Here is a 19,611-nt window from a genome sequence, read left to right as displayed (position 1 = left end):
CGCCCGACCAGGGCCGCGCCCTGCGTCGTCTCGTGATCGTGGAGTCCCCGACGAAGGCCAAGAAGATCGCCCCCTACCTGGGCCGCGGCTATGTCGTCGAGGCATCGGTCGGCCACATCCGCGACCTGCCGCGCGGCGCCGCCGACGTGCCCGCCAAATACAAGGGGCAGTCGTGGGCCCGCCTCGGCGTCGACGTCGACAACGACTTCGAGCCGATCTATGTCGTGAGCCCCGATAAGAAGGGCAAAGTCTCCGAGCTGAAGAACCTGCTCAAGGACGCCGACGAGCTCTACCTGGCCACCGACCCCGACCGCGAGGGCGAGGCCATCGCTTGGCACCTGCTGGAGACCCTCAAGCCCAAGATCCCCGTGCGCCGCATGGTGTTCCACGAGATCACCGAGCCCGCCATCCGCGCGGCCGCGGCCGACACCCGGGATCTGGACAACGACCTGGTCGACGCGCAGGAGACCCGCCGCATCCTGGACCGGCTCTACGGCTACGAGGTCAGCCCCGTGCTGTGGAAGAAGGTCATGCCGCGCCTGTCGGCGGGCCGCGTGCAGTCGGTGGCGACCCGCATCGTCGTGCAGCGCGAGCGCGAGCGCATGGCGTTCCGCTCGGCCGAATACTGGGATATCGCAGCCAAATTCGACGCCGGGGGCGGCGCGAGCGACGCGGCCAACCCGCGCACCTTCGGCGCCCGCCTGGTCACGGTGGACGGCAATCGCGTCGCGGGCGGACGGGATTTCGGCTCCGACGGCCAGCTGAAGACCAGCGGCGTCACCGTGCTCGACGAGGGCCACGCCCGGCGGCTCGCGGAAGCCTTGGGCGACAGCGACTTCCGGGTCAGCTCGGTCGAGTCCAAGCCCTACACCCGGCGCCCGTACGCGCCGTTCATGACCTCCACGTTGCAGCAGGAGGCCGCCCGCAAACTGCGGTTCGGCTCCGAGCGCACGATGCGGGTCGCGCAGCGGCTGTACGAGAACGGCTACATCACCTATATGCGTACCGACTCCACGACCCTGTCGGAGTCGGCGATCGCGGCCGCCCGCGCCCAGGCGACCCAGCTCTACGGTCCGCAGTTCGTGCACCCGACCCCGCGGCAGTACACCCGCAAGGTCAAGAACGCGCAGGAGGCGCACGAGGCCATCCGCCCCGCGGGCGACACCTTCGCCACGCCGGGTGAACTGGCGTCGCGCCTGGATCAGGACGAATTCCGGCTCTACGAGCTGATCTGGCAGCGCACGGTCGCCTCGCAGATGGCCGACGCGCGCGGCACCACGCTCACCGTGCGCATCACGGGTGTGGCGGGCACCGGCGAGGAGTGCGTGTTCTCCGCGTCCGGCCGCACGATCACCTTCCCCGGCTTCCTCAAGGCGTACGTCGAGAGCGTCGACGAGGACAGCGGCAGCCAGTCCGACGACGCCGAATCGCGACTGCCCGCGCTCGACGAGGGCCAGGGCGTCACCGCGACCGAGCTCACCCCGGACGGGCATACGACCAATCCGCCGCCGCGCTACAACGAGGCGTCGCTGATCAAGGCGCTCGAGGAACTGGGCATCGGTCGCCCGTCCACCTACGCCTCGATCATCAAGACCATCCTCGATCGCGGCTACGTCTACAAACGCGGCAACGCGCTGGTGCCCTCGTGGGTCGCGTTCGCGGTGGTCGGGCTGCTCGAGGTGTACTTCGGGCGGCTGGTGGACTTCGACTTCACCGCGGCCATGGAGGACGATCTCGACGCCATCGCCGGCGGTCGCGAACGACGCGGAAACTGGTTGTCCAGCTTCTATTTCGGCGGCGACCACGGCGCCGAGGGTTCGGTCGCGCGCTCGGGCGGGCTGAAGCGGATGGTCGGCGAGCGGCTCGACGACATCGATGCCCGCGAGATCAACTCGATCAAGATGTTCACCGACGACGAGGGCCGCGATGTGGTGGTCCGCGTCGGACGGTTCGGTCCCTATCTCGAGCGGATGGTCGTCAACCCCGACGATCCCGACGGCGACCCGATCTCGCAGCGCGCCAATCTGCCCGACGATCTGCCGCCCGACGAGCTGACCCCCGAGGTCGCCGAGAAGCTGTTCTCGACCCCGCAGGAGGGCCGCGAACTCGGTGTCGATCCGGAGACCGGGCATCGAATCGTGGCCAAGGAGGGCCGATTCGGGCCCTACGTCACCGAGGTCCTGCCCGAGCCGGAGGCCGACGCCGAGGCCAAGAAGGGCACGAAGAAGGCCGCCGCGCCGAAACCGCGGACCGGTTCGCTGTTCAAGTCGATGGATCTGGCCACGATCACCCTCGACGACGCGCTGAAGTTGCTGTCGCTGCCGCGGGTGGTCGGCGTCGATCCGGCCAGCGGCGAGGAGATCACCGCGCAGAACGGCCGCTACGGGCCGTATCTGAAGAAGGGCACCGATTCCCGCTCGCTGACCGGTGAGGACCAGATCTTCACCGTCACGCTGGACGAGGCGCTCAAGATCTACGCCGAACCCAAGCGCCGCGGTCGCCAGGCCGCCAGCGCCGCGCCGCTGCGCGAACTGGGCGCCGATCCGGCCACCGGGAAGCCGATGGTGATCAAGGACGGTCGCTTCGGCCCGTATGTCACCGACGGCGAGACCAATGCCAGCCTGCGCAAGGGCGACGAGGTCGAGTCGATCACCGACGAGCGGGCGGCCGAACTGCTCGCCGATCGCCGCGCGAAGGCGCCGGTGAAGAAGACGGCCAAGAAGGCGGCGAAGAAGACCACCGCCAAGAAGGCGACGACGGCCAAGAAGACCACCAAGTCGGCGGAGAAGGCCCCCGCGAAGAAGGCGGCGGCCAAGAAGACGACCGCGGCGAAAGCGAGATAGCGGAAATCGGCCGTTGTCCGTTTTCTGTCGGTGCCCTGCCGTAGCGTGACGAGCCATCCGAGCACGTCCAGCGGAAGGACATTCGATGACCGTCCCCTCGATCGCCCAGGAGCGCGACGATCTGATCGCGATGCTCGACGATCAGCGCGAGCTGTTCCGGATCACCTTGCGCGGCATCGACGACCAGCAGGCCCGGCAACGCACGACCGTGAGCGAACTGACGCTCGGCGGCCTGCTGCATCATCTGGTCAGCTGTGAGCGGCACTGGTACACGGTGCTGGTCGAGCGCGACGAGAACGCGAAAGTCGATGTGTCGCAGTTCGATTCGGAGTACCGGCTGGGCCCCGAGGAGACCATCGAGGGCCTGCTGAAGGAGTGGGAGACCGTCGCGGCCGACACCGCCGAACTCATTCGATCCGTCGACAGCCTCGACACCTCCATCCCCAAGCCGACGGCCCCGTGGGCGCCCGAAAGGACTTGGCAGACAGTGCGTTTCACGCTGTTGCACATTCTGCGGGAGATCGCGCACCACAGCGGCCACGCCGACATCATCCGCGAGGCGCTCGACGGCGCGAACAGCACCTATCAGCGGGGTTCCTGACCTTGGCTAGGGTGTAGCGCGTGGCTGGAGTCTTCGATCGGCTGGTGGGTCAGGATGCGGTCGAGTCCGAGCTGACGGCCGCGGCGGTGGCGGCGCGCAGCGGGGAGCCGTCCTCGGCGATGACGCATTCGTGGTTGTTCACCGGGCCGCCCGGTTCGGGACGGTCCGTCGCGGCACTGTGTTTCGCGGCGGCGTTGCAGTGCACCGATCTGGGCACGCCCGGTTGTGGTCACTGTCACGCCTGCACGACCACGATGGCCGGCACGCACGGCGATGTCCGCCGCGTCGTGCCCGAGGGGCTGAGCATCGGCACCAAGGAGATGCGCGAGATCGTTCAGGTCGCGGCCCGGCGCCCCAGCACCGGCCGCTGGCAGGTCGTCGTGGTGGAGGACGCGGACCGGTTGACCGAGGCGGCGGGGAACGTGCTGCTGAAGGTGGTCGAGGAGCCGCCGGAACGCACGGTCTTCCTGCTCTGCGCGCCCTCGGTCGACCCCGAGGACATCTCGATCACCCTGCGTTCGCGCTGCCGTCATGTCCACCTGGTCACCCCGTCGGTCCCCGCGATCGCCCAGGTGCTGCGCGAACGCGACGGCCTCGACGCCGACACCGCCGCGTGGGCCGCCTCGATCAGCGGCGGCCACGTCGGCCGCGCCCGCCGCCTGGCCACCGACGAGGAGGCCCGCACCCGCCGCAAACGCGCCCTCGCCCTGGTCGCCGCCACCGCCCGTCCCGCCGCGGCCTACGCCGCCGCCGACGAATTGGTGAAGGCCGCCGAGGAGGAGGCCAAACAGGTCAGCGCCGCCCGCGACGAACGCGAACGCGAGGAACTCGCCACCGCCCTCGGCGCGGGCGGCACCGGCAAAGGCACCGCATCGGCCACCCGAGGCTCCGCGGGCGCCCTCAAAGACCTCGAACGCCGCCAGAAATCCCGCGCCACCCGCACCGGCCGCGACTCCCTCGACCGCGCCCTCATCGACGTAGCCGGCCTCTACCGAGACGCCCTGGCCGTCAAATTCGGCGCCGCCCGCCCCGACCCCACCACCCCCATCCCCCTCACCCACCCCGACCTCCCCGACCAGATCCGCGACCTGGCCGCCGAGGTCCCCCCCGAAAACCTCCTCCGCGCCATCGAGGCCGTCCTCTCCTGCCGAGAGGCCCTAGACCTCAACGTCAAACCCCGCTTCGCCGTAGCCGCCATGGTCGCCACCCTCATCACCGCCCGCACCCCCTGACCCCCGCCGATTTCCCCCCAACCCCCCCGCTCCGATAGACTCACCACGCCGCAAGGCACGCCGCCTTAGCTCAGTCGGTAGAGCGCTTCACTCGTAATGAAAAGGTCGGGGGTTCGATTCCCCCAGGCGGCTCCACGTTTCGACTCACCGCCGGGCACCGTTGACGACAGCGATTGACGACAATCACGCTTCGCCACCGAACAGCCCATCCATGCCCGCCACCGCCTCGCGCTGCACCTTCTCGATGACTTCGAGGTACTTCGGCGTCCTGGAGCTGTGCGCGCCGATGTTGCCGAAGAATCTCCAGCAGCTTCGGCGGGCAGCGGAACCGCCGCCTCGGACTCCTCGGTCTTCACATCGTGCAACGTCGCGTGCCGCCGACCCGGTACAGCGCCTGCGTGATATCGACCGTGCCCGCTGCCAAATCCACACCGACCCAACGCAACCCGAGCACCTACACAGGATCAGGAGGGGCGCTGCGCGTCGGCAACCGCGCTGACAATCACACTGCCACTACGGAGAGGCTCAATCGCCGTCCTCTGCTGGCGGCAGCGGAATTAGCCGATATGGCTCGGACAGTCTGAACGTCTGTTTCCAGGGCGCGTGTTTCCTTGAACGGCTGGTCACCTGGATCTGATAACTCGCCGCAGGGTGCTCACCAATTGGCCCTAGCTCAACCTGCCACCAGGCTTCGTCGCCGTCGGTCATCGGGCCGAACTCAGCCTTCTTCGGAGAGATCACCCCTGGGGCACCAGGGGTGAACGACGGCCAATCCTGGAGGAACTCAACAGACACCGAGGTCAAGTCGCCAGCCTCGAGCACTAGTACAAGCTCGTAGATCCGGAAGGTGGGATCTCGGGTCGCGATCTCTTTCCGGCTCCACTGGGGCTTCAGCTCGTCTCGGCGACGATCCAGGTTGATTCGCAAGTTTCTCCGGGTGAACCATGCGCTTGCAATGGCCACCAGCAACGCAACGAGCGACACCACAAAGGCCGCAACGGTCATGAGTCAGAACGCTACTCGCCCTGACGAAGTAGATTGCCGACTCGGACACGGGACCTTCCATCCCCCAGGCAGCTCCACGTTTCAGGGTTGTTCGACTTTTCGGTAGAACGACAGGTGGGCTTCGGCTGCCGTTCGCCAATCATATTGTGCCGCAAGGGTTTTTCCTTGGGCTGCCCGGGACGGGTCGGGAATCAGGGCGCGAGCCATCGCCGCGGCCATTTCGACCGGGTCGGTGGCGTAGATGATCGTGTCGCCGAAGACCTCTCGGAGCACCGGGAGGTCGCGGGCTACGACCGGGACTCCGGCTGCGAGGGCTTCCATGGCGGCTAGGCCGAAGCCCTCCTTGGTGGAGAAGAAGGGGACGAGGGTGGCGCCGGAGACTAGGGCGGGGAGGGTTTCGTGGGGGACTGTGCCGAGGATGGTGGGGTGGATGTCGAGGGTTGTGGCGCGGGATTCGAAGGTGGTGCGGTAGGTGCGGTAGTCGAAGAGGGTTTCGCCGCCTGCGAAGACTAGGCGGAGGTGGGGGTGGGTGTCGTGGAGGAGGGAGAACGCCTCCAGGAGGTCCAGGCTGCCTTTGCGGGGTTCGATGCCGCCCAGGGCGAGGATGTAGGGGCCGAGGCGGTGTTGCCAGGCGGCTACGGTGGGGGCGGAATCGGTTGGGGCGGAGGCGAAGCGGGTGTATTCGACGCCGTTGGGGATGACCGTGGGGTGTAGGTTCCAGCCGGAGCGGACCTCGGCGGCGACGGCGGCCGAGACGCAGATGTGGGCGTAGGGGCGGGTGATCGCGCGGTCGTGGCAGCGGATCAGTTCGGGGGTGGTGAAGGAGTCCAGGTGGTGGATGGTGCGGATGCAGTGGTCCACGGCGTTCGCGGTGATGCAGTCCTGGGCGTGCACGATGTCGTAGGACCGGGGGGTGAAGGCCGCGCGTAATACGGTGATGGAGCGCATGATTCGCGGTCCGACCGGTTCGCCGTCGATGCTCTCGAAGGGCACCACGCGGACCTCCACCGCGGGGTCGACGGGCCGGAAGAAAGCCGCGTCGCCGCCGCGGCCGAGGGTCCACACCGTGACCCGGACCCCGAGTTCGGCCAGCGCCTCGGCCAGGTTCAGCGTATGCACCACGCCGCCACGGGGTTTGGTCGAGTACGTGAGCAGCGCGACCCGCATCAGGACCTCAGCAGATTGTGGTAGGCGTCGACCCGCCGCTCCTCCAGATGCCGCAGCACCCGCCGGGCGCGCGTGACCTCCGCGTCGATATCGATGTCGGCGACCGCCAGGCCGCCCTTGGACCAGGTCTTGGCCAGGATGTCGCCGCCGGGACCGACCACCTTCGCCTGCCCGAGGAAGCGCAGCGAACCGGTGATGCCGGTTTGGTTGGAGGAGGCCAGCACCACCTGGTTCTCGGCCGCGCGGGCCTGGTCGTAGAGGTCGAACAGGCGCGACTGGCGGTCGTTGGGCAGGCGGGACGCGCGGTCGGTGACGCTGGCGGGCCAGGCGGACAGGGCCGCGATGGTGCGGGCGCCGTCGAGGGCGAGGGCGCGGGCGGATTCGGGGAAGGTCTTGTCGTAGTCGATGAGCATGCCGAGGCGGCCCACCGGAGTGTCGAAGGCGGCGAAGCTGTTTCCGGCCGCGTAGGCGAGATGCTCCCCGGCGGGCTGGTGCACCTTGCGATGGCGGCCCAGCACGCCGTCGCCGGTGAGGCAGACCGCGGCGTTGTAGCGGGTGTCGCCGCGACGCTCGGCGTAGCCGACGCAGATCGTCATCGCGCCCGCCAACCGGCACAGCAACCGGATCTCGGGTCCGTCGGGATCGATCGGCTCGGGTCCGGCGGCCGGATCGGGATCGCGCAGGTCGCCGATGTAGCCGCCCACGGTGGCGTCGGGCAGGACCAGCAGATCGACGCCGTCGGCGGCGAGCCGGTCGACGATGCCGGTGATCTTGTCCAGCGCGCGGGCGATATCGCTGCCGAAATGGGCGGCGACGGCGGCGATCCGGGTGACGGGCATCTCAGGCCGCGACCGTCGTGGCCGCGGTGCGGGCGATCCGGTCGGCGAGGTGTTCCGCGTCGCGGGCGATCGCGGCGAACCGGCCCGAACCCCAGGTGTGCAGCCACGGCAGCCCCAGGAAGTACAGGCCGGGCGTGGCGGTGACGCCGCGGTTGTGGCACGGGTGACCCTCGCCGTCGAAGACGCCTACCCGCAGCCAGCGGTAGTCGGTGCGGAAGCCCACCGACCACACCACCGCCGTGATACCGCCTGCGGCCAAGTCGATTTCGGTGATCTCCCGTTCGGGCCGCCACACCGGCCGGTAGCGCGGTTCGGTGGGCGCGTCGATGCCCGCGCGGGCGATGTAGGCGTCGATGCCGTCCTTGATGCTCTCGGCCACGGCGTCGGCGGCGTCCAGGTGTTTCGCCAGCGACGGCTCGAAACGCGCTGTGCTGCCGGTGATCTCGACCAGGCGGCCGTAGAGCGCCATACCCTCGAGCGCGAACCGGCGCAGGTCGATATCGCGCCCGCCGCCGCGGCCGGTGACGTAGTGGTTGGTGTTCTCGCGTTTGCCCAGGCCACCGGGCTGATCCTCGATGGGGACGTCGTAGTGGCCCATCTCGTGCAGCCACGCCACGCAGTCCCGCCCCCGGTACCGGCGGGCCACGCGCGGGGCGCTGCCGACCGCGAGATGCACCCGGCGCCCGGCCAGATGCAGATCCTCCGCGATCTGCGCGCCCGATTGTCCCGTGCCGACCACCAGCACCTCGCCCTCGGGAAGACTTGCGGCACTGCGGTATTCGGCCGAGTGCAGTTGCCGGATCGAGCGCGGCAGCCGCTCGGCGAAGCGGGGGATGGTCGGGCGGTGATAGCCGCCGACGGCGACCACCACCTGATCGGAACGCAGTGGCCCCGAGGTGGTTTCGATATCGAACCCGTGCGCGGCCACGGTCACGGCGGTGACGGCGACGTGTTCGCGGACGGGGGGATCGAAGGTGTCGGCGTAGCCGCGCACCCAGGCGTAGACCTCGTCGCGGCTCATGAAGCCGTCCGGGTCGGGGCCGTCGTAGGCGTAGCCGGGCAGCACGCACTGCCAGTTCGGGGTGACGAGCGTGAAGTTGTCCCACCGGGTGTCGTGCCATTCGTGGGCGATGGTGTCGCGTTCGAGGACGACGTGGTCGATGCCGCGCGCGGTCAGATGCCAGCTGATCGACAATCCGGCCTGCCCGCCGCCGATGACGACGACCTCGTGATGTTCGCCGTGCTCAGCCATGGATCGCCGCCAGTTCCTCGGGCAGCGCCGGCCGCCCCACCACGCCGTGCCGCGCGACGACGCTGGCGTAGACCTCGGGGCGACGATCGCGCAGGTTGTACATGCCGCCGCCGCGGGCCAGGCCGAGCGCGCGCTCGACGTCGACGGTCGCGGTGGCCAGCCCCGGTGCGGTGCCCGTGGTGGCGAGCACCTCGCCGCCGGGGCCGACGATCTTCGCGCTGCACACGAAGCGCAGCGAACCGAACGTCCCCGCCTGATTGGAGGCGATCCACACCACCTGGTTCTCCACCGCGCGGGCGCGGTCGAAGATGTCGAAGCGCTGGGTCCAGCGGTCGTCCTCGAGCCGTTCGGCGGTCGCGGTGCGGGCGGTCGGCCACGCCGACAGCGACGCCACGAGTTCCGCCCCGTCCAGGGCCAGCGCCCGCGCGGCCTCGGGGAACGCCTTGTCGTAGCAGATCTGAATACCCATCCGGCCGACCGGGGTGTCGAACGCGCGGTACTCCGAACCGGCCGCGTAGCACAGGTTTTCGCCGAGCGGTTGATGCACCTTGCGGTAGGAGCCGAGGATGCCGTCGCCGGTCAGCGTGACCGCGGCGTTGTAGCGGCGATCCCCGTCGGCCTCGCAGAAACCGAGGGTGACCACGAGATCCCCGGCCAGCGCGGCGATCCGGCGGAGTTCGGGTCCGTCGAGCGTGAGGGCGGGCGGGAGGCTGCGCAGCCGCCGCAGCCGGTCCTCCTCGCTCTCGGCGTCGCCGCCGAGGCTGGGCAGATAGCCGCCCAGGCACGCCTCGGGCAGGACCAGCAGGCGGCTGCCGCGCTCCCGGGCGGTCTCGATCAGCGCGGCGATGGTGCGGTAGCAGGCGTCCAGGTCGCGGCCGAATTCGGCGGCGGCGACGGAGATGGTCAGTTCGGTCATGAGAGTCCCAATCCGGTGACGGTGCCGGGCACCGCGGTGGTGGTGATGCCGTCCGGCCAGCGCAGGCGCACGCCGGGCGTGGCGGTGAGGACACCGCAGACGGCGGAGGTGGCCGGTGCGGGGGCGGCGACGGCCGCGCCGGGCCGGTCGGCGGTGAGCATGGCGAAGCCGGGGAAACAGGTGATCCAGTCCGCCACCGCGGTATTCGCCGGGCGCGGGATGCGCGCCACGTCGAGTTCCGCGCCGACCCCCGACGCCTCGGCGAGCATCCCGGCGGTCCCGGCGAGACCCGCCATGCTGACGTCCTTGGCGGCCGCCGGGGCGGTCTCGGCCACGAACCGGCCGAGCGCGCGCAGCTCGCCGCCGGTGCGGTGGGACGACGAATCCCATTGCCGCCCCGCGTATCCGGCGCGCCAGCGGCCGCCCAGATCGGCGGTGAGGCGCAGTTCGTCGCCCACCTTGCCGCCGCCGCCCGGTACGGGTCGGGCGGTGCGGCCGAGCGCGGTCACCGCCAGCGCGGCCGGTCCGATCTGGGTGTGCCCGCCCAGGACCGGCACGCCCCAGGTGTCGCTCGCGCGGGCCAGGCCCCGCAGGACGCGGGTGAGCAGGGATCGGGTCGGTGCCGCGACCGCGTCGAGCAGGCCGACCGGTTCGGCGCCCATCGCGGCGAGATCGTTGAGGTTGACCAGCGCCGCGCACCAGCCCGCCCATTCCGGATCGCGTTCGACCATCGAGGCGAGGATGGCGTCGCAGGCCGCGACCAGATCGCTGCCCGGTACGGGTGCGCCGTCGTCGCCGCGGAAACCCTTGCCGCCCAAGCCCATCGGCTGGCGGCCGAGGTCGTCGAGCAGCGGGCCGAGCATGGCCTTGGTGGCGCGCGTCAGGCGCTCGACGCGGTCGATCGGCCAGCGCACGCGGACGTGCGCAACGCCTCCGATCACGGTGTCGCCCAAAGGAATCCAGCCCAGTCGCAGGAACAGGGCGGCGTGGCGGCGCTGGACCGTGGCCTCGAACCGCAGCACATTGTTGTTCTCCGCGTACGCGCAGGCCGCGCGCACCAGCGCCTGCCCGACCCCGCGGGTGCGGCGGCCGGGATCGACGACGAGTCGGCTGCCGGTCCACCAGCCCAGATCGGGGTCGAGGGCGGGGGCCAGGCGCACGCCGCCGAGCACGGCCGCGTCCGGGGCGAGCGCGACCAGCACGATCGTGCGCGGATCGTCGTCGGTGTCGTCGAGGTCGCTGCCCTGGAACAGGCCCTGGTCCAGGACGAAGTTCGCGCGGCGCAGCGCCCGGTAGGCGGCGAGGTGGCGGGTGTCGGCGGGGCGGATGAGGAAGCCGTCCCCGGCGGCGAGGCGCGGCCGCCCGGACAGCACGCATTGGTCCAAACGCGGTGTGGCGGAGAATGTCTCGACGTCCGGCATGTCAACCGCCCGCGGTCCGCAGCACGCTGCACGCCCCGCAGGCCGCACAACCCGCCTTCTGTTGATCGCCGGTCATCCCCGCGCGGCGCAGCTGCGCGGCGACCCGGCGGGTCACGTCCTCGAGCAGCGCCGGGGACGGAGCCGTGGCGCCGTCGACGTCGGTGGCGAGGGTGCCCGCCAGCGGCCGGAACGGCACCACGAACGGGTACACGCCCATGGCGATCAATTCCGTTGCGCCACTGACCAGTTCGTCGGGATCCTCACCGAGGCCGACCAGGAGATACGTGGAGACCTGATTGCGGCCGAAGATCCGCACGGCCTCGGCCCAGGCGGCCCGGTACTCGGTGAGCGGGACCGTGGACTTGCCCGGCATCCAGCGGGCCCGCACCCGATCGTCGAGGGATTCGACGTGGATGCCGATCGCGTCGGCGCCCGCCGCGCGCAGCTCCGCCAGTGCCGCCAGGTCCGCGGGCGGTTCGCACTGCACCTGGATGGGCAGTTCCGGCACCGCCTGCCGTACCGCGCGGACGCAGCGCGCCAAATGTCGTGCGCCGCGGTCCTTTCCGGCGCTGGTGCCGGTGGTGAGCACCAGCTGCCGCACCCCGTCGAGCCGGACGGCCGCCGTCGCGACCTCGGCGATCTGGTCGGGCCGTTTCACCGCGACCGTCGCGCCCGCGGTCAGCGACGCCTCGATGGCGCAGAAGCGGCAGCGCTGGTCCTCGTCGTAGCGGACGCAGGTCTGCACGACGGTGGTCGCGAGCACGTCCGCGCCGTGCAGCCGGGCGATCCGCTCGTAGGCGATGCCGTCGGCGGTGCGCAGGTCGTAGAAGCGGGGGCGGCGGACCGGTTCCACCGTGACGCCGAGGTCCGTGCCCTCGCGCAGCAGGCGATCGCCGCGCAGGCTGTAGGGGCTGTCGGAGCGGAGCGGAACGGCGGCGCCCGCGCCCTCGAACAGCACATGCCCGTCGTCGCTGGGACCGGCTCCGGCGCGCCGCCGCACCGGCACGTCGACGCGAATGCCGAGCAGCGCCAGCTCGACTCGGGTGGACACCTCGGTCATGGCGGCCGCCTACACCTGATAGGTGGAGTTGATGATCGCGCCCTTGCGGGCGTAGTGGATCAGCGCGTCCTGCACGTCCAGCGGATGCGCCGGGATGACGCCCGCGATGAGGTCCTCCTCGCGCGCGCCGTGCAGCGCCAGGCCGAACCGGCAGGCGAACACCCGGCCGCCCTCCTGGATGAACGTGGTCAGGGCGTCGTTGATGTTCTGCTCGCCGGGAAAGCCGCTGTCGCCGGTGGTGGGGAAACCGCGATTGGCGACACAGTTGATCGCGCCGGGACCGTAGAAATAGATCGCCGATTCGAAACCCTTGCGCAGCGCCCGGGTCGCCTGCAGAACGGCGACGAAACTGACCGAGGATTCGTGCGCGATGCCGTGGACGAGCGTGAAATACGTTTCCCCGGCCTCGGCGCGATAGTCGGGGAAGATCTTGGTGCCGCCGTAGATGTTGGTGCCCTTGGGCAATGCCGGGTGCGGGATCTCGGCCAGCGACCGCGCGATGTTCTCCTCGATCGCCTTGTCGAGGTCGTCGGGGGTCTCGGTGGGTGCGGACATGCTCGGCTCCTGGGATTGTCGACGAGATTCGATGAATCAAGTTGACGCCCGGGGTATTTCGGATTGGTCACATCCGGAGTAAGAGGACGTTTCCCGGACCTCACCGGGCCGAATAACGCCGAAATTCCCCGAATTCGCTGTCTCGCAAGCGTTTTCGCGCTCGCGACGGTGTGAATTCGGGGAATTTCAGAGAAACGAGCCGCTGCCGCGTAATCACCGTGCTGGGCTTTTCCGCACGCCGTTAACATCGCACGCGCGCGCCCCGCACCGATCCGTAACACCGCCGTCATCCGGCGACGGGGCGATCAGGACACCAGCCCCCGTCCCGTGGTCAACGGCAGGTCCAGCGCGGTGAGCAGTCCCGGCGCGGCCTCGACCACCGCGGGGATGGCGCTCACCAACCGAGCGGCCGTCCCCACCACCCCGGCCTTGGCGTGATCACCCCCGCTGTACAGCTGGAGATCCAGCTGATAGTCCGGCTCGCCCTCGATTTCGACTCGGTAGCAACCCTTTCCGGCGGGTTGCGGCCAGTCGGGGGCCAGGGCGGGGTGCAATCGGGTGACGTGTTCCAGGGCCAGCACCTCGCGTCCGGCGCGCAGGCCGCTGAGCCGGAAGCGGAGGGCGGCCGCGGTGCCCGCCGCGACCTCGCGATCGGCGACGCGGAGGGCCTCCGTGGCGGGGAGGCGTTCGAATCGCTGTGTGACGTCGTCCAATTCGACGTCCAGCGCGGCGGCGAGTTGGCGGATGACGCTGCCCCAGGCCAATGTCAGCACGCCGGGCTGCAGGAGCATCGGCAATTCGTCCAGCGCGCTGCCGAAGCCCATGATGTCGAACAGGACCTTGGGATTGTCGTAGGTCGAGTAGTCCATGATCTCCGAGCAGACGACCCGGTCGATGCGTTCGCAGCCGCTGGTCAGCAGCAAGGGGAGCCAGTCGTTGGCCCAACCGGGGTCGATGCCGTTGACCCACAACGACGCGCCGCCCTCCCGAGCGGCTGCGGCAATCGGCTCGATGGCCTCGGAAGGCAGTGTGCCGTAAGGGTATTGGAGGAACACCGGGCTGCTGGACACGACATTGATGCCCGCCCGGAGGAAGGTCTTCAGATCCTCCACGGCCTCCATCAACCGGTCGTCGGCCATGGCCGTGTGCAGGATGCAGTCGGGGCGCAGGTCGATCAGGGATCGGGCGTCCGTCGTGGCCAGCACCCCGGTCGGCCGGTCCAGTCCGGCCAGTTCGGCGGCGTCTTTACCGGCCTTGGCGTCGCTCGAGACCCAGACGCCTGCCAATTCCAGTTCCGGCCGGGCCAGAATGGACCGCAACGCCCACCGGCCCACATTGCCCGTGCTCCACTGCACTACGCGATACGTCATCGTCGGCTCCTCACAGATCCGGAATGCCCAGTTCGAGATTCGGGCTCTCGATGCCGCCGTCGATCTCGAGCACCTTGCCGGTGACGTAACCGCCCGCGGCCGAACACAAATAGACGATGCCCGCGGCGATCTCCCACGGTTCGCCGAGGCGGTGCAGGGGGGTGGCCGCCTCCATCGTCGACTTCACCTCCGGGTTCTGGGCGACCACCTCCAGGGCGGAGGTCAGCACCGAACCCACCGCGATGGCGTTGACCCGGACGCGGGGCGCGAGATCCGTTGCGGCCAAACGGGTCCAGTGCGCGAGGGCGGCCTTGGCGGTGCCGTAGGCGAGGAAGCCGCGGCCGGGGGAGCGGCCCATCATCGAGGAGATGTTGACCACGCTGCCGCCGTCGCCGCGCAGCATGTGCGGGACCGCGGCCCGGGTGAGGGCGTGCGCGGTGGAGACATTGAAGCGGAACGCCTCCTCCAGGAATTCCGGCGTGGTGGTGAGGAAGGTGTTCGGCATCGTGCCGCCGACATTGTTGACGACGATGTCGAGACGGCCGAATTCGGCCGCGGCGGTGTCGGCGAAGGCGGTCACCGCCGCCAGATCCGACAGATCGCAGGGCATGGTGAGGGCGCGGCGGCCGAGCGCCCGGATCTTGTCGGCCACCTCGTCGAGCTGGGCGGCGGTGCGGGCGGCGATGGCGACGTCGGCCCCGGCCTCGGCCAGGGCGAGGGCGGTCGCGGCGCCGATGCCGCGGCCCGCGCCGGTGACGACGGCGACGCGGCCGTCGAGCCGGAAGGTGTCGAGAATCATCGCGACGGGTCCTCCTTGGAACTGCTGAGCGCGTGATGAGAGTCACAAGCAGTGTTAAGAACGAGCGCTTAACTGTCAAGGAGTCGAGTTCAACACCCAGGTGGCGGGCTATTCTTCCGGATGTGGAACCGACTACGGCCCGGGAGCGGCTCATTCTCGCGGCGGAACGGCTGATCGCCGAGCGCGGCGCGGCGGTCCCGCTGCGCGATATCGCCACGGCCGCGGGGCAGCGGAACAACTCGGCCATCCAGTACCACTTCGGTTCGCGCGACGACCTCGTCGCGGCCGTGGTCGAGCACCGGATGGCGACGCTGGAGGTGCGGCGGCTCGAGCTGCTGGCCGAACGCACCGCTGACGACGTCCACGACCTGCTGTGGGCGCTGGTCGTGCCGATGTTCGAGCTGAGCGCGCGGCACGGCATCGACCACTACGCGCGCTTCCTCGAGCGCATCCGCGCGCATCCGTCGGTGACCGACGCGGCCAATCTCGACGACGAGAACCGCGCCTCGGTGCGGATCATCATGCGCGGTCTCGAGCGCGCCCTGCCGAATCTGCCCGCGCGCCTTCGGATTCGGCGATTGCGGACGCTGCCGACCGTGTTGTTCGCGCTGCTGGCCGATCACGAGCGGGCGATCGAGGCGGGCCGCGTCGATCCGGGGGACACCGCGGCGTGGGCCGAGGTGGTGGACATGCTCGCGGGCGCGCTCACCGCCCCGGTCTCCCAACACAGCGCGAGCCGTTGAGGTTTCGACGCGCTACCGTGGACGATTGTGGACACCGCGCACGTGTTGCCCGGCGGACGGGGCGAGATCCGGCCGGGGTGGCGAGCCCTCGGGCAGCCGCTGCTCGTCGCCGGGGTGGCGGCCGGGGCGGCGGCGGTGCTGCACTTCCGCGATCCGCACGTATCCGGTTCCTACGGCATCTGCCCGTTCTACGCGTTGACCGGCTGGTGGTGTCCCGGCTGCGGCGGCCTGCGGGCGATGCACAATCTCACCGAGGGCCGGGTGCTCGACGCGGTGCACAGCAATATCGTGGTGCTGCCGCTGCTCGTCGCGTTCGCGGTGTGGTGGGGCGGGTGGGTGCTGCGTCGCTGGCGCGGGCAACCCGGCAGCGCGGTGTCGTTCACGCTGAATCGCACCGGCCTGATCGTGGTGCTGACCGCGCTCACGGTGTTTTCGGTGGTGCGCAATACGCCGTGGGGCGGCTGGCTGGCCCCGGTGTGAGTGCCGCCCGGGCGGGCATGCTTTCGATATGAGTGATTCGTTGAAGGCGCGCGTGCGCGAGAAGATCCTGCGGCAGTTGAACGAGGACGGCCGCCCCGACCCGGAGCAGGACGATACGCGACAGGTGTCGGTGGAGAGCGATCTCGAGGCGCTGGACGCGGTGGCCGACGACGATCCCCTGGTCGAGCGCCTCGCCGAACGCTATCTGGTCCCCTAGAACGAGCAGGGCGCCGCGCCCGCGACGCCGTCCAGTCCGGGCCGGGTCTCCGGCACCGGATTCCACTGCCCCGCGGTGCGCGCGTAGTTCCAGGCCGGACCCCGCTCGACCAGGGCGGCGATCGCCTCGACGAGCCGGTCCACCTCGGCGGCGCCGGTGCCCAGGCCGATGCTCGCGCGCAGCGCCCCGTCCACCCCGAGGCGGGCCAGCAGCGGATGTGCGCAGAAGCGCCCGTCGCGCACGCCGATCGCGTGTTCGGCCGACAGGTATGCCGCGACCCGGCCCGGTTCGAAGCCGTCGACGGTGAACGCGACGATGCCCACGCTGTCGGGGCTGTCCGGCCAGATGCGCAGGAACCGAACGCCCGCAACGGCTTTCAGGCCCGCGCGCAGGCGCTCGGTGAGTTCGCGTTCGTGCTCGAGCACCGCTCGCTCGTCGAGCGCGGCGAGCGCGTCGCAGGCGGCGGCGAGGGCGGCGACGCCGAGCACGTTCGGCGAACCCGCCTCGTGCCGTTGCGGTGCGGGCGCCCAGGCGACCTCGTCGACGCCCACCTCGGTGACCGCGCCGCCCCCGGCCAGATACGGCGGGGCGGCGTCGAGCCAGTCGCGGCGGCCCACCAGCACGCCCGCGCCGAACGGCGCGTACAGCTTGTGGCCCGAGAACGCCAGGTAGTCGATGCCGGTGGCGCACAGGTCGATTCGCCGATGCGGGGCCAGCTGCGCGGCGTCGACGAGCAGCCGCGCGCCGCACTGATGCGCGACGGCGGCCAGCCGATCCAGCGGCAGCACCTCGCCGGTGACGTTCGACGCGCCCGTGACCGCCAGCAGCGCCGCGGGTTTGGCGCACAGCTCGGCCACGACGCGGCGGATGGTCTCCTCCACGGTGTCGGCGGCGGGCACCACGCGGCGGCCGCGGCGGGTCCAGGGCAGGAGGTTGGCGTGGTGCTCGATGTCGAGCACCACGGTGTCGCCGGGCACGCACGCGGCCAGCAGGTTCAGCGCGTCGGTGGTGTTGCGGGTGAACACCACGACCTGATCGTCGGCGCTGTTCAGGAAGCGCGACACCGAACCGCGGGCGGCCTCGTAGCAGTCGGTGGAGATCCGGGAGGCGTACCCCGCGCCGCGGTGCACGCTGGCGTAGTAGGGCAGCAGTTCGGCGATCCGGTCGGTGACCCGTTCGAGGGCGGGGGCGCTGGCGGCGTAGTCGAAATTGGCGTATGCGCGAGTTCCGCCCTGCACCAACGGAACTCGCAGATCACATCCGGAGACGCGGGCGAGGGCGGTGCGGGTCTGTTCGAGTACGGCGGTCATCGAAGAAAATCCCTTCGGCTCAGGGACTCCGGGGGGATCGGTGATCGGAGTCCGCGCTTGCCGCGCCCGGTCGGGCTACGGCCCGGTCGTCACCCGGAGCACCCCACCGCGGAGGAGGGTTGCCGGCCAGCAAGCCGGGGCTTCGCGCTGGCACTCATGACCTTGGTGGAAAAGGCTGGCAGATCGAGGGCCGGGCTGTCAAGAATGGACCGATGAGTGTGTCGGTGCTGCTCGGATTCGTCGGGCTGTGTGTGCTGCTGTCGGTGACGCCGGGACCGGATACGTTCCTGGTGCTGCGGTACGCGCTGGCGGGACGACGACCGGCGATCGCGTCCGGCATCGGTTCCGCGCTGGGCGGCATCGGCTGGGCGATCGTGGTCGCGGCGGGCGTGGCGGCGCTGCTCGAGCAGTCGGCGACGACCTATCGGGTGGTGAAGGTGATCGGCGGAATCTACCTGGTGTACTTGGGGATTCGCACGCTGCTCGCGCGGCGGCGGGCGAACACCGCGACCGCGGCCGAGGCGCCGCGGTCGGTGACGGCGCGGTCGGCGTTCGCCGCGGGCTTGCTGTCGACGATCGAATCCGCCGTCGCCGCAATCGAAATGGTGTTGCTGGCGCTGGCCGCCGCCCGGCTCGCGGGCCTGCTGCGCCGGGAGCGGGTGCGCGATCGGCTCGAACGGCTCAGCGCCGGGGTGCTGGCCGCCCTGGGCATCGGGACGGTGGCCTCGGCGGCCTGAGTCACTCCAGCTCGGCGGGCCGGTGGTAGGCGCCCTGGTAGTACACCAGCGGCGCGCCGACCGGATTGTCGTCGGTGTTGTCGTACACCCGGGTCACCAACCCGACGACGAGCGTGTGATCGCCGATCGGGATGGTTTGCTGCACGGTGGCCCGCACCCAGATCGGGGTGTCGTGCAGCACCGGCTCGCCGGTCTCGAGGGTCGACCACAGCGAGGTGTCGGCGAAGCGTTCCTCCGCCGCGCGCGAGAACCGCCGCGCCAGCGCGTGCTGATGTTCGCCGAGGAAGTGCACGACCACCGAATCGGCCGCGAGCATGGCGGCGAGGCTGGAGGAGGTGTGCGCGATATTGAACGAGATGAGCGGCGGTTGCAGCGACAGCGACGCGAAGGAGCTGGAGGTGAAGCCGACCGGGCCGGTGGCCGCCCCGATGGTGACGATCGTCACCCCGGCCGGATAGTGCCGCATCGCGGCCCGGTACTGCGCCGACGTGATGCCGCTCAGATCCTCCGGCACGCGTAGTCGATCGCTCACGTCTCCAACCTACTTCTTCGATCAGTCCACATCGATCGCCAAGCCCGCGGTGATGCGGACGAGCTCGGGAAACGAGGTGCGGAACACGGTGTTCGGATGCCCGGCCGCGGCCCACAGCTCACGATGGCGCGCCAGCGCGTTGTCGACGTAGGTGGGGAGATTCGCCGGATGCCCGACCGGTGCGACGCCGCCGATCGGCTGCCCGGTCACCTCCCGGACCAGCGCCGCGGGCGCCCGGGTGAGGGTGCCGTCGAGCCGCTCGCCGGTGCGCGCCACATCGACCTGATGGGCGCCGGAGACCAGCAGCAGCACCGGCTCGTCGTCGAGCAGGAACACCAGCGATTTGGTGATCGCGCCCACGTCCACCCCGAGCGCCTGCGCGGCCTGCTCGGCGGTGTGGGTGGGTTCGGACTGGGTGACGATCACGCCGTGGTGTCCGCGCGCGATGAGCGTGTCCGAGACCCGGGACGCGACCGGGGGCAACGACCTGCGCATGGCACCCAGCCTAGAGGCCGGGCGAGGGCCCTGCCCG

20 protein-coding genes, 1 tRNA gene and 1 riboswitch are annotated in these 19,611 nt (G+C 70.4%); of the genes, 8 read left to right on the top strand and 13 right to left on the bottom strand.

Features of this window, described 5'->3' with window-relative positions; translation table 11 throughout:
• The first annotated feature begins 32 nt into the window (after positions 1 to 32).
• The 4 genes from topA (at position 33) to ACWDSJ_RS27530 (ending at position 4,811) form a co-directional block, all read left to right on the top strand.
• Entirely contained in the window at positions 33 to 2,843 is a 2,811-nt protein-coding gene (gene topA / locus ACWDSJ_RS27545) for a type I DNA topoisomerase (protein ID WP_450035299.1), read from the top strand.
• Between the two features lie 85 nt (positions 2,844 to 2,928).
• The gene (locus tag ACWDSJ_RS27540) at positions 2,929 to 3,444 is read left to right on the top strand and encodes a mycothiol transferase (RefSeq protein ID WP_450035256.1); all 516 of its coding nucleotides are present in this window, start codon (positions 2,929 to 2,931) and stop codon (positions 3,442 to 3,444) included.
• A 20-nt stretch (positions 3,445 to 3,464) separates the two neighbouring features.
• Positions 3,465 to 4,676 carry a DNA polymerase III subunit delta' gene (locus tag ACWDSJ_RS27535; RefSeq protein ID WP_450035255.1) on the top strand — a complete coding sequence of 404 codons (1,212 nt, stop codon included), beginning with the start codon at positions 3,465 to 3,467 and terminating at the stop codon, positions 4,674 to 4,676.
• 59 nt (positions 4,677 to 4,735) lie between these two features.
• Positions 4,736 to 4,811: transfer RNA gene (locus tag ACWDSJ_RS27530), tRNA-Thr, on the top strand.
• 390 nt (positions 4,812 to 5,201) lie between these two features.
• On the opposite strand, the gene ACWDSJ_RS27525 is transcribed toward ACWDSJ_RS27530, so the two are convergent.
• The 10 genes from ACWDSJ_RS27525 to ACWDSJ_RS27480 form a co-directional block, all read right to left on the bottom strand.
• Positions 5,202 to 5,681: a hypothetical protein gene (locus tag ACWDSJ_RS27525; protein ID WP_450035254.1), complete on the bottom strand. Its 480-nt coding sequence runs from the start codon at positions 5,679 to 5,681 to the stop codon at positions 5,202 to 5,204.
• A gap of 81 nt (positions 5,682 to 5,762) precedes the next feature.
• Positions 5,763 to 6,848: an MSMEG_0565 family glycosyltransferase gene (locus tag ACWDSJ_RS27520; protein ID WP_450035253.1), complete on the bottom strand. Its 1,086-nt coding sequence runs from the start codon at positions 6,846 to 6,848 to the stop codon at positions 5,763 to 5,765.
• Positions 6,848 to 7,687, bottom strand: coding sequence for a carbon-nitrogen hydrolase family protein (locus ACWDSJ_RS27515; protein WP_387368075.1), 840 nt, complete (start codon positions 7,685 to 7,687; stop codon positions 6,848 to 6,850). The genes ACWDSJ_RS27520 and ACWDSJ_RS27515 overlap by 1 nt, the downstream gene beginning before the upstream one ends.
• 1 nt (position 7,688) lies before the next feature.
• Positions 7,689 to 8,939: an MSMEG_0569 family flavin-dependent oxidoreductase gene (locus tag ACWDSJ_RS27510; RefSeq protein WP_450035251.1), complete on the bottom strand. Its 1,251-nt coding sequence runs from the start codon at positions 8,937 to 8,939 to the stop codon at positions 7,689 to 7,691.
• Positions 8,932 to 9,855, bottom strand: coding sequence for a carbon-nitrogen hydrolase family protein (locus ACWDSJ_RS27505; RefSeq protein ID WP_450035249.1), 924 nt, complete (start codon positions 9,853 to 9,855; stop codon positions 8,932 to 8,934). Before ACWDSJ_RS27505 ends, ACWDSJ_RS27510 begins: the two co-directional genes overlap by 8 nt.
• Positions 9,852 to 11,276: an MSMEG_0567/sll0787 family protein gene (locus ACWDSJ_RS27500; RefSeq protein ID WP_450035247.1), complete on the bottom strand. Its 1,425-nt coding sequence runs from the start codon at positions 11,274 to 11,276 to the stop codon at positions 9,852 to 9,854. Before ACWDSJ_RS27500 ends, ACWDSJ_RS27505 begins: the two co-directional genes overlap by 4 nt.
• Position 11,277: 1 nt before the next feature.
• The gene (locus ACWDSJ_RS27495) at positions 11,278 to 12,336 is read right to left on the bottom strand and encodes an MSMEG_0568 family radical SAM protein (RefSeq protein WP_450035245.1); all 1,059 of its coding nucleotides are present in this window, start codon (positions 12,334 to 12,336) and stop codon (positions 11,278 to 11,280) included.
• 9 nt (positions 12,337 to 12,345) lie between these two features.
• Positions 12,346 to 12,891: an MSMEG_0572/Sll0783 family nitrogen starvation response protein gene (locus ACWDSJ_RS27490; protein WP_450035243.1), complete on the bottom strand. Its 546-nt coding sequence runs from the start codon at positions 12,889 to 12,891 to the stop codon at positions 12,346 to 12,348.
• A gap of 305 nt (positions 12,892 to 13,196) precedes the next feature.
• Entirely contained in the window at positions 13,197 to 14,261 is a 1,065-nt protein-coding gene (locus ACWDSJ_RS27485; RefSeq protein WP_450035241.1) for an NAD(P)H-dependent amine dehydrogenase family protein, read from the bottom strand.
• Between the two features lie 10 nt (positions 14,262 to 14,271).
• Entirely contained in the window at positions 14,272 to 15,060 is a 789-nt protein-coding gene (locus tag ACWDSJ_RS27480; protein ID WP_450035240.1) for an SDR family oxidoreductase, read from the bottom strand.
• A 122-nt stretch (positions 15,061 to 15,182) separates the two neighbouring features.
• Here ACWDSJ_RS27480 and ACWDSJ_RS27475 point away from each other — a divergent pair, with 122 nt between their 5' ends.
• The 3 genes from ACWDSJ_RS27475 to ACWDSJ_RS27465 are packed head-to-tail and all read left to right on the top strand — an operon-like array spanning position 15,183 to position 16,500.
• Positions 15,183 to 15,803: a TetR/AcrR family transcriptional regulator gene (locus tag ACWDSJ_RS27475; protein ID WP_387368098.1), complete on the top strand. Its 621-nt coding sequence runs from the start codon at positions 15,183 to 15,185 to the stop codon at positions 15,801 to 15,803.
• Between the two features lie 27 nt (positions 15,804 to 15,830).
• Complete coding sequence (locus tag ACWDSJ_RS27470) at positions 15,831 to 16,283, top strand: DUF2752 domain-containing protein (RefSeq protein ID WP_450035239.1); 453 nt, start codon at positions 15,831 to 15,833, stop codon at positions 16,281 to 16,283.
• A gap of 28 nt (positions 16,284 to 16,311) precedes the next feature.
• Entirely contained in the window at positions 16,312 to 16,500 is a 189-nt protein-coding gene (locus ACWDSJ_RS27465; RefSeq protein WP_387368104.1) for a hypothetical protein, read from the top strand.
• On the opposite strand, the gene ACWDSJ_RS27460 is transcribed toward ACWDSJ_RS27465, so the two are convergent.
• On the bottom strand, positions 16,497 to 17,810 hold the full coding sequence (locus ACWDSJ_RS27460) for an aminotransferase class V-fold PLP-dependent enzyme (protein ID WP_450035238.1): 1,314 nt from the start codon (positions 17,808 to 17,810) through the stop codon (positions 16,497 to 16,499). The two genes, ACWDSJ_RS27465 and ACWDSJ_RS27460, sit on opposite strands and share 4 nt — an antisense overlap.
• A 48-nt stretch (positions 17,811 to 17,858) precedes the next feature.
• A riboswitch (SAM riboswitch) is annotated at positions 17,859 to 17,972 on the bottom strand.
• Between the two features lie 50 nt (positions 17,973 to 18,022).
• On the opposite strand from ACWDSJ_RS27460, the gene ACWDSJ_RS27455 reads away from it, so the two are divergent.
• Positions 18,023 to 18,547, top strand: a complete 525-nt coding sequence (locus tag ACWDSJ_RS27455; RefSeq protein ID WP_450035237.1) for a LysE family translocator — start codon at positions 18,023 to 18,025, stop codon at positions 18,545 to 18,547.
• A gap of 1 nt (position 18,548) precedes the next feature.
• On the opposite strand, the gene ACWDSJ_RS27450 is transcribed toward ACWDSJ_RS27455, so the two are convergent.
• Positions 18,549 to 19,013: a flavin reductase family protein gene (locus ACWDSJ_RS27450; RefSeq protein WP_450035297.1), complete on the bottom strand. Its 465-nt coding sequence runs from the start codon at positions 19,011 to 19,013 to the stop codon at positions 18,549 to 18,551.
• A gap of 87 nt (positions 19,014 to 19,100) precedes the next feature.
• Positions 19,101 to 19,574, bottom strand: coding sequence for a YbaK/EbsC family protein (locus ACWDSJ_RS27445; protein WP_387368112.1), 474 nt, complete (start codon positions 19,572 to 19,574; stop codon positions 19,101 to 19,103).
• Between the last annotated feature and the right edge of the window lie 37 nt (positions 19,575 to 19,611).

This window comes from Nocardia sp. NPDC003482, from assembly GCF_053588115.1.
Note: the sequence above shows the minus strand (reverse complement) of the source record. Positions and strands in the feature narration are given on the sequence as shown.

Bases quoted from the DNA above. Each gene is read 5' to 3' on its own strand.
- ACWDSJ_RS27495 (WP_450035245.1), bottom strand. From the start codon at position 12,336: ATGACCGAGGTGTCCACCCGAGTCGAGCTGGCGCTGCTCGGCATTCGC.
- ACWDSJ_RS27460 (WP_450035238.1), bottom strand. From the start codon at position 17,810: ATGACCGCCGTACTCGAACAGACCCGCACCGCCCTCGCCCGCGTCTCC.
- ACWDSJ_RS27505 (WP_450035249.1), bottom strand. From the start codon at position 9,855: ATGACCGAACTGACCATCTCCGTCGCCGCCGCCGAATTCGGCCGCGAC.
- ACWDSJ_RS27490 (WP_450035243.1), bottom strand. From the start codon at position 12,891: ATGTCCGCACCCACCGAGACCCCCGACGACCTCGACAAGGCGATCGAG.
- ACWDSJ_RS27500 (WP_450035247.1), bottom strand. From the start codon at position 11,276: ATGCCGGACGTCGAGACATTCTCCGCCACACCGCGTTTGGACCAATGC.
- ACWDSJ_RS27445 (WP_387368112.1), bottom strand. From the start codon at position 19,574: ATGCGCAGGTCGTTGCCCCCGGTCGCGTCCCGGGTCTCGGACACGCTC.
- ACWDSJ_RS27520 (WP_450035253.1), bottom strand. From the start codon at position 6,848: ATGCGGGTCGCGCTGCTCACGTACTCGACCAAACCCCGTGGCGGCGTG.
- ACWDSJ_RS27455 (WP_450035237.1), top strand. From the start codon at position 18,023: ATGAGTGTGTCGGTGCTGCTCGGATTCGTCGGGCTGTGTGTGCTGCTG.
- ACWDSJ_RS27515 (WP_387368075.1), bottom strand. From the start codon at position 7,687: ATGCCCGTCACCCGGATCGCCGCCGTCGCCGCCCATTTCGGCAGCGAT.
- ACWDSJ_RS27450 (WP_450035297.1), bottom strand. From the start codon at position 19,013: ATGCGGCACTATCCGGCCGGGGTGACGATCGTCACCATCGGGGCGGCC.
- ACWDSJ_RS27540 (WP_450035256.1), top strand. From the start codon at position 2,929: ATGACCGTCCCCTCGATCGCCCAGGAGCGCGACGATCTGATCGCGATG.
- ACWDSJ_RS27485 (WP_450035241.1), bottom strand. From the start codon at position 14,261: ATGACGTATCGCGTAGTGCAGTGGAGCACGGGCAATGTGGGCCGGTGG.
- ACWDSJ_RS27510 (WP_450035251.1), bottom strand. From the start codon at position 8,939: ATGGCTGAGCACGGCGAACATCACGAGGTCGTCGTCATCGGCGGCGGG.
- ACWDSJ_RS27525 (WP_450035254.1), bottom strand. From the start codon at position 5,681: ATGACCGTTGCGGCCTTTGTGGTGTCGCTCGTTGCGTTGCTGGTGGCC.
- ACWDSJ_RS27465 (WP_387368104.1), top strand. From the start codon at position 16,312: ATGAGTGATTCGTTGAAGGCGCGCGTGCGCGAGAAGATCCTGCGGCAG.
- ACWDSJ_RS27480 (WP_450035240.1), bottom strand. From the start codon at position 15,060: ATGATTCTCGACACCTTCCGGCTCGACGGCCGCGTCGCCGTCGTCACC.